At 68.8% G+C, this 12,201-nt stretch carries 12 protein-coding genes; 10 read left to right on the forward strand and 2 right to left on the reverse strand.

The features are described from left to right. Positions 1 to 215 precede the first annotated feature (215 nt). From G3545_RS21345 to G3545_RS21365, 5 genes are all read left to right on the forward strand, one after another. Positions 216 to 1,133, forward strand: coding sequence for an outer-membrane lipoprotein carrier protein LolA (locus G3545_RS21345; RefSeq protein WP_246702514.1), 918 nt, complete (start codon positions 216 to 218; stop codon positions 1,131 to 1,133). Between the two features lie 222 nt (positions 1,134 to 1,355). Beyond that, positions 1,356 to 2,174, forward strand: coding sequence for an exodeoxyribonuclease III (locus tag G3545_RS21350; protein WP_170018208.1), 819 nt, complete (start codon positions 1,356 to 1,358; stop codon positions 2,172 to 2,174). Positions 2,175 to 2,265: 91 nt separating this feature from the next. Further along, complete coding sequence (locus tag G3545_RS21355) at positions 2,266 to 2,472, forward strand: lipoprotein (protein WP_170015456.1); 207 nt, start codon at positions 2,266 to 2,268, stop codon at positions 2,470 to 2,472. A gap of 30 nt (positions 2,473 to 2,502) precedes the next feature. Then, the gene (lysA, locus tag G3545_RS21360; RefSeq protein WP_170015458.1) at positions 2,503 to 3,771 is read left to right on the forward strand and encodes a diaminopimelate decarboxylase; all 1,269 of its coding nucleotides are present in this window, start codon (positions 2,503 to 2,505) and stop codon (positions 3,769 to 3,771) included. Between the two features lie 128 nt (positions 3,772 to 3,899). Next, positions 3,900 to 6,668 carry a TIGR02302 family protein gene (locus G3545_RS21365; RefSeq protein ID WP_246702515.1) on the forward strand — a complete coding sequence of 923 codons (2,769 nt, stop codon included), beginning with the start codon at positions 3,900 to 3,902 and terminating at the stop codon, positions 6,666 to 6,668. A gap of 146 nt (positions 6,669 to 6,814) precedes the next feature. On the opposite strand, the gene hpt is transcribed toward G3545_RS21365, so the two are convergent. Next, a complete protein-coding gene (hpt, locus tag G3545_RS21370) occupies positions 6,815 to 7,369 on the reverse strand; it encodes a hypoxanthine phosphoribosyltransferase (RefSeq protein ID WP_170015462.1) in 555 nt (184 codons plus the stop codon). Positions 7,370 to 7,533: 164 nt separating this feature from the next. Here hpt and ftsE point away from each other — a divergent pair, with 164 nt between their 5' ends. From ftsE to G3545_RS21390, 4 genes are all read left to right on the forward strand, one after another. After that, the gene (gene ftsE / locus G3545_RS21375) at positions 7,534 to 8,193 is read left to right on the forward strand and encodes a cell division ATP-binding protein FtsE (protein ID WP_170015464.1); all 660 of its coding nucleotides are present in this window, start codon (positions 7,534 to 7,536) and stop codon (positions 8,191 to 8,193) included. Beyond that, positions 8,186 to 9,292 (forward strand): ABC transporter permease, encoded by a 1,107-nt coding sequence (locus tag G3545_RS21380; protein WP_246702516.1) that lies wholly within the window; start codon positions 8,186 to 8,188, stop codon positions 9,290 to 9,292. The genes ftsE and G3545_RS21380 overlap by 8 nt, the downstream gene beginning before the upstream one ends. An 11-nt stretch (positions 9,293 to 9,303) precedes the next feature. Then, positions 9,304 to 9,960 (forward strand): YdcF family protein, encoded by a 657-nt coding sequence (locus G3545_RS21385; protein WP_246702517.1) that lies wholly within the window; start codon positions 9,304 to 9,306, stop codon positions 9,958 to 9,960. Positions 9,961 to 10,059: 99 nt separating this feature from the next. Then, positions 10,060 to 10,371, forward strand: a complete 312-nt coding sequence (locus G3545_RS21390; protein ID WP_246702518.1) for a hypothetical protein — start codon at positions 10,060 to 10,062, stop codon at positions 10,369 to 10,371. Between the two features lie 7 nt (positions 10,372 to 10,378). Here the strand turns inward: G3545_RS21390 and G3545_RS21395 are convergent, their stop codons facing one another. Next, on the reverse strand, positions 10,379 to 10,933 hold the full coding sequence (locus G3545_RS21395) for a gamma-glutamylcyclotransferase (protein ID WP_170015468.1): 555 nt from the start codon (positions 10,931 to 10,933) through the stop codon (positions 10,379 to 10,381). Between the two features lie 231 nt (positions 10,934 to 11,164). Here G3545_RS21395 and G3545_RS21400 point away from each other — a divergent pair, with 231 nt between their 5' ends. Further along, positions 11,165 to 12,196, forward strand: a complete 1,032-nt coding sequence (locus G3545_RS21400) for a DUF2125 domain-containing protein (protein ID WP_170015470.1) — start codon at positions 11,165 to 11,167, stop codon at positions 12,194 to 12,196. The last annotated feature ends 5 nt before the right edge of the window (positions 12,197 to 12,201 follow it).

The raw sequence follows: 12,201 nt of genomic DNA on the forward strand, positions 1-12,201 counted from the left end.
AAAGTTGGAAGACTTTTGCGATCGGAACATGCTCCACATTGTCGACTTTGGAGCACTATCTTATCGCTCGGATGGTCCCATCGGGGCGGATAGGGCTCCAACCCATTTTGTCGGGCCACAGGATCGCCACAGGGGAAGGCTACCGCGTGGTGATGCGTGGGGGCTCGCGTCCTGTTTGCCGCATCCTGTTTTGCCGCTCGCCGAGAGAGCACGTCATGCGCCTCGTTCTGCCTGCCGCCTGCCTCGTCCTTGCGCTGAGCGGTGTGACCGCGACGGCCCAGCAATCGGGCGGCATCCTGCTGCCGCCGGGCAACGTGCCGGACGGCGCGCCTGTGGCGGCGCCGGTACCCGTGCCAGCCGCGCCTCCCGCTCCCGCCGCTCGCCCGGCGGCTGCGGCCGCTCCTGCCGCGCCTGTGCGCCTGCCGACCGAGGCGCCATTGCCGACCCCGGCGCCGCTGCAGAAGGACGCCGGCGCCGCGCCGACGCGTGCGCCGGCCACGACCGCCGCCGCGGCTCCCGCTGCTTCGGCCGCTCCCGCGCCCGCAGCCCAGGCACCGGACCCCGACCCGACCCAGATCGCAGCGGCAACCGGCCCCGGCGGTCCGCGCGCGGCGGCGGCGACGGTCGAGCGGATCAATAATTACTTCAACAGCTTCAAGACCATGACCGGCACCTTCACGCAGGTCGATCCGGATGGGTCCCGCAAGAAGGGCACCTTCTACATTCTGAAGCCGGGCCGCGTGCTGTTCGAATACAACCCGCCGAGCCAGGTGGTACTGGTGGCGGACGGCCGCTCGGTCTCGGTGCGCGACAAGCGCCTGAAGACGCAGGACATCACCCCGCTCTCCGCGACCCCGCTGCGCTTCCTGCTGTCGGAGAATCTCGACCTCTCCCGCAACAGCAATGTGGTCGGCGTCTATCAGGACGACGTGTTCGCGACCGTGGTGCTGGAAGAGAAACAGCCGGCGGTAGGCACCTACCGGCTGATGATCATGTTCGATGCCAAGACGCTGCAACTCAAGCAGTGGACGGTGACGGACCCGCAGGGCTACGACACCACGGTGGCGGTCTACAACCTCAACACCGCCGAGAAGCCCGACCCGATGATGTTCGTCATCAACCGGGACAAGTAGGGCGCGGCCGCTTATTCCCTAAAGCGCCACGTCATCCTGAGGTGCGAGCGTCAGCGAGCCTCGAAGGATGTTGAAGCAATAGCGGCCATCGGGGATGGGCATCCTTCGAGGCTCGGGCTTTGCCCAAGCGCCTCAGGATGACGTGGCTTGGTGTGAACGTTTGAACCTTCCCCGCGACCTCTCTAGTCTCCCGGCCGATTCCCGCCCTTGAAAGCCCCTCCCTTGCAGCTCTCCATCGCTACCTGGAACATCAATTCGGTGCGCCTGCGCATCGAGCTCGTCGGCAAGCTCGCGGCCGAGCACCAGCCCGACATCATCTGCCTCCAGGAGACCAAGTGCCCGGACGACCGCTTCCCGGCAAAGGAGGCCGGCAAGTTCGGCTACCCGCACGTCGCCATCAACGGGCAAAAGGGCTGGCATGGCGTCGCCATACTCTCCAAGCTGCCGTTCGACGAGGTGAGCAAGCAGGGCTTCTGCGACAAGGGCGACGCCCGCCACATCGCGGTGACGCTGGGCGGCGCGGCCGGGCTCAAGGATCCGGTGACCATCCATAATTTCTACGTGCCCGCCGGCGGCGATATTCCCGATCCCGACGAGAACCCGAAATTCCGCCACAAGCTGGATTTCCTCGATGAGGCGATCGGCTGGGAATTGCTGCACCGGGCCGAGCTGGAGCATCGCTCGGTCATGGTCGGCGACCTCAACATCGCGCCGCTCGAGACCGATGTGTGGAGCCACAAGCAATTGCTCGACGTGGTGAGCCATACGCCGATCGAGGTCGACCGCCTCGGCCGCCTCCAGGCGGCGGGCAATTGGGTCGACGTGATGCGCAACTTCATCCCGCCGAGCGAGCGGCTCTATACGTGGTGGAGCTACCGCGCCGCCGACTGGGCGGCCTCCGACCGCGGCCGGCGGCTCGATCATGTGTGGGCGAGCCCGGCCTTCGCGCCGACTGCCCGCGCCATGAGCGTGGTGCGCGAGGCGCGCGGCTGGGAGCGGCCGTCCGACCACGTGCCGGTGGTCGTGACATTTGAGGCATAGGTATCTGGCGTCCGTTGCTCTCGGTACGGTAACGGCTCGCCTTTCCCGCCGCCTTCGCTATAGTGCAGCCGCTTCCACCGGGAACCCGTCCGTGCTTCGTACTTCGCTGCGTTCCGCTCTTCTCCTGGCCGCCTGTGGCGCGGCGCTCGCGCTCGGCGGCTGCGGGGTGAAGGGGCCATTGGAGCCGCCTCCCGAAGTGACCGCGGCGCAGACGCATCCCGGCGACAAGACCGCCAAGCCGAAAGACACCGGCCCGGTGAAGCCCGACCGTCCGTTCATTCTCGACGGGCTGCTCTAGAGCCCGGACACGCTCCCAAGACACGCTCCTATGCATCATTTCGCCTATCGCGACGGCGTCCTCCATGCCGAGGACGTCAGCCTTGAAGAGCTGGCGGCAAGCGTCGGCACGCCGTTCTATGTCTATTCGACGGCGACACTGGAGCGGCACTACCGCGTCTTCACCGAGGCGTTCGCCGATGTGCGCGCGACGCTGTGCTACGCGCTGAAGGCGAACTCCAACCAGGCGGTGATCGCGACGCTGGCCAAGTGCGGTGCCGGCGCCGACATCGTCTCCGGTGGCGAATTGAAGCGGGCGCTGGCCGCTGGCATTCCGGCCTCGAAGATCGTGTTCTCCGGCGTCGGCAAGACCCGCGAGGAGATGGCCGCTGCGCTCGACGCGAACATCATGTGCTTCAATGTCGAGAGCGAGCCGGAGCTGGCGGCGCTGTCCGAGGTGGCGTCCGCCCGCGGCGCGGTGGCGCCGGTGTCGGTGCGCATCAATCCGGACGTCGACGCCAAGACCCACGCCAAGATCTCCACCGGCAAGTCGGAGAACAAGTTCGGCATTCCGGTCTCGCGGGCCCGCGAGGTCTATGGCTACGCCGCCAAGTTGCCGGGGATCCGGATCACCGGCGTCGACATGCATATCGGCAGCCAGATCATCGATCTCGAGCCGTTCGACAATGCCACGGCCCTGCTCGCCGAACTGGCGCGGGACCTGATGGCGGCAGGCCACAAGCTCAGCCATATCGATCTCGGCGGCGGGCTCGGCGTGCCCTATGTCGCCGGCGAGCCGGACCCGCCGCTGCCGGCGGCCTATGCCGCGCTGGTGAAGCGCCACACCCATAATCTCGGACTTGGCCTCGTCTTCGAGGTCGGGCGGCTTATCGTCGCCAATGCCGGGGTTCTGGTCTCGCGCGTCATCTATGTGAAGGAAGGCGAGGGCAGGACCTTCGTCATCGTCGATGCGGCGATGAACGACCTGATCCGGCCGACGCTTTATGAGGCGCATCACGAGATTGTGGCCGTGCGCGAGACGGCCCCGGATGCGGGGCAGATAGTCGCGGACGTGGTCGGTCCGGTGTGCGAATCGGGCGACTTCCTGGCTTTGTCGCGGCGCTTGCCGCCGCTGAAGTCCGGCGATCTGGTCGCGGTGATGACCGCGGGCGCCTACGGCGCGGTACAGTCCTCCACCTACAACACCCGCCCACTGATCCCGGAAGTGCTTGTACGCGGTAGCGAATCCGCGGTGGTGCGGCCGCGGCTCGATGCCGACGCGCTGATCGCGCTCGACCGGGTGCCGGACTGGCTCGCCTGACGCCACATTTCCCGAGCTGCCAAATCACAATCTGCTGAGGGGTTGTGCACGCACATTTTCCCGGCAGGGGTAGCGTCGCTGCCGCTGCGTGATACTCTGGCGACGGGGCTGGTGTGTCGGAGGCGCGTGTGACGGCAGCACCGGATGGTCGAAACGAATCGGGCGGCGACGAGCGCTATGCCAGCGATGTCGCCTTCGCGGAGCGCACGCTCACCGCGGCGCTGAAGCGGGCGCGCGGCGCGATCCTGTGGGAGCGCGTCTGGCCGCCGCTGGTCGTGCTCGCCATGGCGACCGGCCTCTTCCTCATCGTCTCCTGGCTCGGCTTCTGGCTCGCGGTGCCGCCGCTGGCGCGGATGATCGGCGTCGGCCTGTTCGCCATTCTGTTCGTCCTCGCCCTGCTGCCGGCGCTGCGGGTGAAGAAGCCTTCCGCCGCCGAGGCGCTTGGCCGGCTCGACCGCGCCAGCAATCTGCCGCATCGCCCGGCCACCGCGCTGGCCGACAATCTCGCCAGCAAGCCGGATGATCCGGTGGCGGTGGCGTTGTGGCGCGCCCATGTCACGCGCATGGCGGCGCAGATCGGCAGTCTGCGCGCCGGCCTGCCGTCGCCGCGCATCGCTGCGCTCGATCCGCGCGCTGTTCGTGCGCTGGTGGCGCTCGGCGTGATCGCGACCTTCTTCATGGCGCCGGGCGACCACATGCGCCGCATCGCCAGCGCCTTCGACTGGCAGGCTTTGGTGCCGCCGACGCCCTATCGTGTCGATGCCTGGGTGACGCCGCCGCCCTATACCGGTCGGGCGCCGGTGATGCTGCCGGGCCTGCGTTCCGACGATGGCGCCCAGGACAACGCCTCCGCCGCCACCCCCGCCGTGAGCGGACCCGCCCTGCAGGCGGTCGCGCTTTCGGTGCCGGCCGGCAGCGTGCTGGTGGTGCGCATCACCGGGCTCGACAAGGCCGCGGTGAATGTCGAGGGCGGCGTCGCTGCTGCGCCGACCGAGACGCCGGGAGGCACGCCGGCGTCGACCCATGCTCAGGGCGCAACGCCACAGGTCACCACGCCTCCGGCCAATGCGGCTGCGCGACAGGCGGCCGGCAAGCCCGCGCCGGAGCAGCGTTTCATCATTTCCGGCAATGGCGCCGCGCGCCTCGCCGGGCCGCGCGGCGACAGCGTCTCCTGGCGTTTCGAGGCAATCCCCGACCGGCCGCCGACCATCAGCCTCGCCAAGGAGCCGCAGGCCTCCGGGCGTACCGCTATGGCGCTGTCCTACAAGGTCGAGGACGATTATGGGGTGACCAGCGCCGAGGCGAAGTTCGTCGCCGCTCCGGTGCCGCCGCCGCAATTCGCGCTGAAGAACGCGCCGAAGCCGCCGGCGGCGCGCCCGCTGGTGCCGGCGCCGGACTTCGCGCTGCCGCTGCCCGGCGCGCGGGCGAAGAACGGCATCGGCCAGACCACCAAGGACTTCACCGAGAGCCCTTGGGCCGGGGTGAAGGTGACGATGACGCTCACCGCCCGCGACGAAGCCGGCAATACCGGCGCGAGCGAGCCGCGCAGCTTCGTCCTGCCGGCGCGCGACTTCAACAATCCGCTGGCGCGGGCGCTGATCGAGCAGCGCCGCATCCTCGCGCTCGACGCCAATAGCCGCGAGCGGGTGGAAGCGGCGCTCGACGCGCTCGCCGTCGCGCCGGAGCGCTTCACCCCGAACTCGTCGCATTATATGGGCCTGCGTACCGCCTATTGGCGGCTCGACAATGCCCATAGCGACGACGATCTGCGCGGCGTGGTGGACTATCTGTGGGAAGTGGCCGTCCGTATCGAGGACGGCGACATGTCCGATGTGGAGAAGCAGCTTCGCGCGGCGCAGGAGAACCTGCAGAGCGCGCTGGAGCGCGGGGCCAGCGACGAGGAGATCAAGCGCCTGACGCAGGAACTGCGCGAGGCGATGGACAAGTTCATGCAGGCGCTCGCCCAACAGCAGCAGCGCAATGGCGACATGGCGAACCAGCCGCCGGACCCGAACGCCCGCATGGTGCGCCCGCAGGATCTCCAGAAGATGCTCGACCGCATCGAGGAGATGGCGCGCAATGGTTCGCGCGACGCCGCCCGGCAGATGCTGAGCGAATTGCAGAACATGCTGAACGGCCTGCAGGCCGGCCGCCAGCAGCAGCGCCGCCAGGGCCAGAGCCAGATGTCGCAGGCGCTGGACGAGCTCGGCAACATGATCCGCGAGCAGCAGAAGCTGCGGGACAAGACCTTTCAGCAGGGCCACGACAAGGGCCAGCAGGGCCAGAACGACCAGGCCTTCAAGGATCTCAAGCAGAACCAGGAGCAGCTTCGCGACAAGCTGCGCCAGCTCCGCGACAAGATGCAGCAGGCGATGCGCCAGCGCGGCCAGCAGGGACAGCAAGGCCAACAGGGGCAGCAAGGCCAGCAGGGCGAGGGCCAGCAAGGTCAGCAGGGCCAGAACGGCCAGGGCCAGCAGGGGCAGCAAGGCCAGGGCGAGCAGGGCGGCCCCGGCAGCGAGCTCGGCGAGGCCGAGCAGGCGATGCGCGAGGCCGAAGGCGCACTGGGTGAAGGCGAGGGCGGCAGCGCGGTCGATGCGCAGAACCAGGCGCTGCAGGCGCTGCGCAAGGGCGCCCAGTCCATGGCGCAGGCGATGCAGCAGGGACCGGGCGGCACCGAGCCGGGCGGGCCTTCCGGCCAGACCGCGGAGCGCAACGATCCGCTCGGCCGGCCGATGCGCTCGCGCGACTATGGCGACGACGTCACCGTGAAGGTGCCGGACGAGATGGACGTGCAGCGCGCCCGCCGCGTGCTGGAGGAACTGCGTCGCCGCTTCGGCGAAGGCTTCCGCCCGCGCATGGAGCTCGACTATCTGGAGCGGCTGCTGCGGGACTACTGATGGCTACGTCGATAGGCGTCCTGGTCTTCCACAAGATGTCATCCCGGCCGAAGCGAAGCGCAGAGCCGGGATCGCAGGAAGGTGAAGAGCGTCTGCGCGATCCCGGATCGGCCTTTGGCCGTCCGGGATGATGCTTGCCGGAAGATTCAATCCGCCGTCGCTTCCGGGATGTAGCCGATGAAGGGCAATTGCCGGAACGCGTGGGCGACGTCCATGCCGTAGCCGACCACGAAATAATCCGGGCACGCAAAGCCGACGAAATCCGCAGTGATCTGTACCGCCCGCTTGTTGGACTTCTCAAGGAGCACGCACACCAGCACGCGCCGGGCGCCGCGGGCGGCGAGCAGGTCCTTGGCAAAGGCGAGCGTGCGGCCGGATTCCAGGATGTCGTCGATCAGCAGCACGTCGCGTCCACGCACATCGGTCTCGACATCGCGCAGCACCGCGACCTGGCCGGAGGAGGCGCGCGCATCGCGATAGCTCGATAGCGTGAGGAACTCGACCTCCGGGGCGAGCCCGACATCGTGCAGCGCGCGGATCAGGTCGGCGGCGAACACGAAGCTGCCCTTCAGCACCGCGATGACCAGTAGCTTTTCCGGCCGCGCCGCAACGATCTCCTGGGCGAGCTCGTGATTGCGGGTGGCGATCGTGGCGGGGTCGAAGAGCACTTGGACATCCGGGCGCGGCTTGGCTTCGCTCATGTTTCCTCACTCGACTGAACATCGCCCAAGATGGACCGGCGGGTGCGCCGGCGTCCAGCCGGCTGGCATTGGACCGGACGGTTTTTACCCGTGGCGCGCAGGCGCTATGTTTCGCGCCGCCGGGAGGATAGAATCGCTACCGGGCGCGCAGGGGAAGTCGGTAATTGGTCCGTTTTGAGAATGTCGGCCTGCGCTACGGCATGGGGCCGGAAGTGTTGCGGGACGTCACCTTCGGCATACCGCCGCGTTCGTTCCAGTTCCTCACCGGTCCCTCCGGCGCGGGAAAGACCACGCTGCTGCGCCTGCTGTTCCTGTCGCTGCGCCCGACCCGCGGCCTGATCAGCGTGTTCGGCCGCGATGTCGCCTCACTGGGGCCCGATGAAACCGCGGCGCTGCGCCGGCGCATCGGCATCGTGTTCCAGGATTTCCGCCTGCTCGACCATCTCACCACTTATGAGAATGTCGCGCTGCCGCTGCGGGTGCAGGGCCGCGAGGAGCTGAGCTATCGCGCCGAGGTGAGTGAACTGCTGCACTGGGTGGGGCTCGGCGAGCGCATGCACGTGCTGCCCCCGGTGCTGTCCGGCGGCGAGAAGCAGCGCGCCGCGATCGCGCGGGCGCTGATCGGCCGGCCGGAAATTTTGCTCGCGGATGAGCCGACCGGCAACGTCGATCCGCGCCTCGCCCGCCGCCTGCTGCGGCTGTTCATCGAATTGCACAAGTCCGGCACTTCGGTGCTGATCGCCACGCACGACATCGCGCTGATGGACCAGTTCGATGCGCGGCGCCTCGTCATCTCCGAAGGCCGGCTGCGTATCTATGAGTGAGACGCGCGGGCGCACGCCTCCTTCCCCTCCGCCGGCGCGCCGCGTCTCGGCGACGGTCGCGACGCGCGCGGCCTCCAGCCCCGCCGCCGAGACCACGCCGCCGTCGACTGAGCCGCCGGCGCCGGTTGGCGACGAGCCGGTCCAGGAGGAGGCACGCGAGGAGGCGGCCGCCGCGCGGCCGGCGCGGGTCGCCCGGAACCGCCCGCTCTCGCCCATCGTGCCGGGCGCCACGGTCACCGGCCATGCGCTGGTCGCGGTGGTGGCGATCATGACTTTCCTCGCCGGCCTCACCGTCGGCACGGTGTCCTCGGTGCGTACGCTCGCGTCCGGCTGGACCGCCGAGATCTCGCGCGAAGTTACCATCCAGATCAAGCCGGCGGATGGCCTCGATATCGATGCCGCACTTGCCAGGGCGACGCAGCTGGCGCGATCGACACCGGGCGTTGCCGCAGCGCGGGCGCTTGCCGCGTCCGAGACCGCAAAGCTGCTGGAGCCCTGGCTCGGCGCCGGGGTCGATGTCTCCAACCTGCCGGTGCCGCGCCTCGTCGTCGTCACGCTGGCGCCGGAGGCCGAGCGCGCGGCGATTCCCGCGCTGAAAAGCTCGCTCGCCGCGCAGGTGCCCTCCGCCAGCCTCGACGATCATCGGCAATGGTCGGCGCGGCTCTCCTCCACGGCGCGCGCTGTGGTGGCGATGGGGCTCGGCGTGCTGGCGCTGGTCTCCGCCGCGACCATCCTGTCTGTGGTGTTCGCCACCCGCGCGGCGGTGGCGGCGGGACGGCCGATCGTCGAGGTGCTGCATTTCGTCGGCGCCCGCGACAGCTTCATTGCCGCCGAGTTCCAGCAACACTTCCTCACCATCGGGCTGAAGGGCGGGGCGATCGGCGGCGGGGCCGTGATGCTGCTGTTCTTCCTGCTGACGACGCTGCCGAAATGGCTCGGCGGCGGGACCGGCGGATTGCCCACCGACACGCTGGTCGGCGGCATGACGCTTGATCTGCGCGGATATGGCGGCATTTTCGGGGTGGCCGTGCTGGTGGCGCTGGTAACATCCGCGACTTCCCGCATCACGGTCTTTCGCACGCTTCGCAGCATCAACTAGGTCTAATCATCGTGCCCGAGCCTTCATCCGCGACAGCACCGTCGCCTCGTCCCCGGTCGCGAGCCGCCCGGCTGCTGTCGTTCGCCTTCGTTCTGGTGCTGGCGGCGCTGGCCGTGCTGACCATCGGCTTCATCCTGTTCGCCGCCGGCATCGAACGGCGCGAGACGCGGCTCGATCGCGCCGCCGACGGCATCGTCGTGCTCACCGGTGGGGCGGAGCGCATCGCCGACGCGGCGCAACTGCTCGCTTCGGGGCGAGGACAGCGGCTGCTGATCACCGGCGTGCATCCCGACACCACGCTGGAGGAGATCGGTCGCCGCGTCGGCGTGCCGCGCGAGCGGCTGGAATGCTGCGCCGATATCGGCCGTTCGGCGCTGAACACCCGCGGCAATGCCGTCGAGACCGCGCAATGGGTCCGCGGGCGCGGCTTCCGCTCATTGATCGTCGTCACCTCGTCCTGGCATATGCCGCGGGCATTGGTGGAACTGGAGCGGGCGTTGCCCGGGGTCGAACTGGTGCCCTATCCGGTGGTCACCGACCGCATGCGAGAGGCGCCGTGGTGGAGCAGTCCGGCGACCAGCCGGCTGCTGTTCGTCGAGTATCTGAAGCTGCTCTTGGCCTATGTGCCGTTCCGGCCCGGTCCGGCGGTGACCGCCGAAGCGGGATAAACGCTTAACTATGTGATCGGAACAAAGCGCGGCGGCGCGGATTCATCCCGCAATGGCATTGACGCCAATGATGGATGTTCTAACTTTGTTCTCATGATGATGTACAGCGATTCCCTGCTCGACGATGGCCCGCTGGCCGCCGCTCATGACGCGGCGCTGGCGCGGCGGTTCCGCCTCTGGCGTGCGCCCGATGGGCGGCGGCAGGTCTATTCGGTCTATCCGGCGCAGGAAGCACCCGATTATCCGGGTGCGGTGGCGCTTGCGGTGCGCGATGTTCGCGGCCGGCGCGTGGTGATGTGGAGCGGTCCGGCCGGCGCGTCCGCACGGGCCGCCGCGGCAGCCGCCGGCGCCGAAGAGATCCACCTGCGCATCCTGCCCGAGGCGGCGAGCGGCCCGCTGGTTCCCCAATAGCTGTCCTTCAGAGCCGTTCTGCCAGCCACTCGACCTCGCCGTCGCGAATGCCGAGCTCGGCGAGATGGTCGCGGGTCGACAGCACATAGTTGCGGTTCGGCCCACCGACACCGTGCCCCTGGCGGATATGGTGCAGCCGCTGCTCATGGGTCAGGCTTCCGGCATATTGCGCGTGGCTGCGATCGACCAGGAAAGCCACCGCCGGCACCGAGCGCGCGCTGCCGTCGCGCAGCCAGACCCGGCGCACGCTTTCGCGATAGATCATCGTCACCTGCTCGCGCTCGCGCAGATAAGCGAGCGTCTGTTCCGAACGCTCCGGCGCCACCCGGAAGGCGATGCCGACGCAGCTGCCGCCGCGATCGAGCCCGAGCACCAGGCCGGGCCGTTCCGGAGTGCCGCGCCAATGCACCGACAGCACGCAGAGCGAACGGTGGGCGCCAAGCAGGCGGGCGGGCACGCGCTCCTCGAAGGCGAAGCCCGGATTCCACATCAGCGAGCCATAGCCGAACACCCAGAGCCCGGGATCGTGCGGCGGATAGGGGATTTCGGGATTTGCGCTCATGGGGAATCTTGGGAGGGAATCACGACGCTCGACAGGGCGCCACGCATTGAGCCGGTGCTCCCGGCAAGACTATGGCACCAGGCGATATTTGTGCGCGATCTTTCCGCGGAGGTCGTCCGGCGGCCATTTGCCTTTTCAAAGCCTTTGTTCTGCGAGACGAACGCGGCTGTTGCGCCGACTATCCGGCGGCGCTTACGTCCGCATGTCCAGCCGTCCGCAAAGGTCTGACGCATGAGCCTCACCGAGACCGCCCGGCCGTCCCGTCCCTGGAAGATGGCGCTGCCGCTCGGGCTTTTGGTGCTCGCGGCGCTCGGCTGGTCCGGCGCCTGGTTCTATGCCTCGTACCGGGCCCAGCACGAGATCGAAGCCTGGATCGCCCGCGAGGCGACGCAGGGCCGGACCTGGAGCTGCGGCGAGCGCACCTTCGGCGGCTTTCCGTTCCGCTTCGAGCTGATGTGCACCGAGCCGACCGTGACCTTCGCCGGCACCGACGGCTGGAAGGCGAGCGCGCAGCGCGCTCATGCGGTGGCGCAGGTCTGGGATCCCGGGCACATCATCGCCGAATTCCAGGGGCCGGGCGTTGTCACGCAGGCCGCCACCGGGCGTAAGCTGGAAGGCGCGTGGTCGCTGCTGCAGGCGAGCGGCGTCGGCTCCAGCGGCCGGGTCGAGCGCATGTCGCTGGCGGTCGACAATTACGCCCTGACCGAAGGTGGAAAGGCGCTGTTCGCCGCACGGCATGGCGAGATCCATGTGCGCCATCATCCGGGCGATGATACTCCGACGCTTGACCTCGCCGCCGGCGTGCTCGGCGCCACCGGAGCGGGCGGTGCGGGAATCGGCAAGGCGCCGGTCGACGCCGAACTGGATGCGACCATCACCGATGTCCCGCATTTCCGCTCCATGCCGATGGAGGACCGGCTGCGCAGCTGGCAGGCCGCCGGAGGGCGGGCCAAGCTGCTGCTGGCGAAGGCGACCGCGGGAGCGGCGACGCTGACGGCGAGTGGCGATGTCGGGCTCGATGCGGATGGCCGGCCGGACGGCGCATTCACCGTCAGTGTGGCCGGGGCGGAGGCGCTGCTGAAGGGGTTGGCGGCGTCCGACATGATGCCGCCGGTGCTGGCCGGGCTCGGCAGCATTGTCGGCATGGCCGGCACGCCCACCGAGGTCGACGGACGCAAGGCGTCCGCCTTCAATGTCCGCTTCCGCGACGGCCGGGTCTTTCTCGGCCCGCTGCCGCTCGGGCGTATCGCCCCGCTCTGGTAGGCCGG

It is taken from the genome of Starkeya sp. ORNL1, assembly GCF_012971745.1.
Classification (GTDB): domain Bacteria; phylum Pseudomonadota; class Alphaproteobacteria; order Rhizobiales; family Xanthobacteraceae; genus Ancylobacter.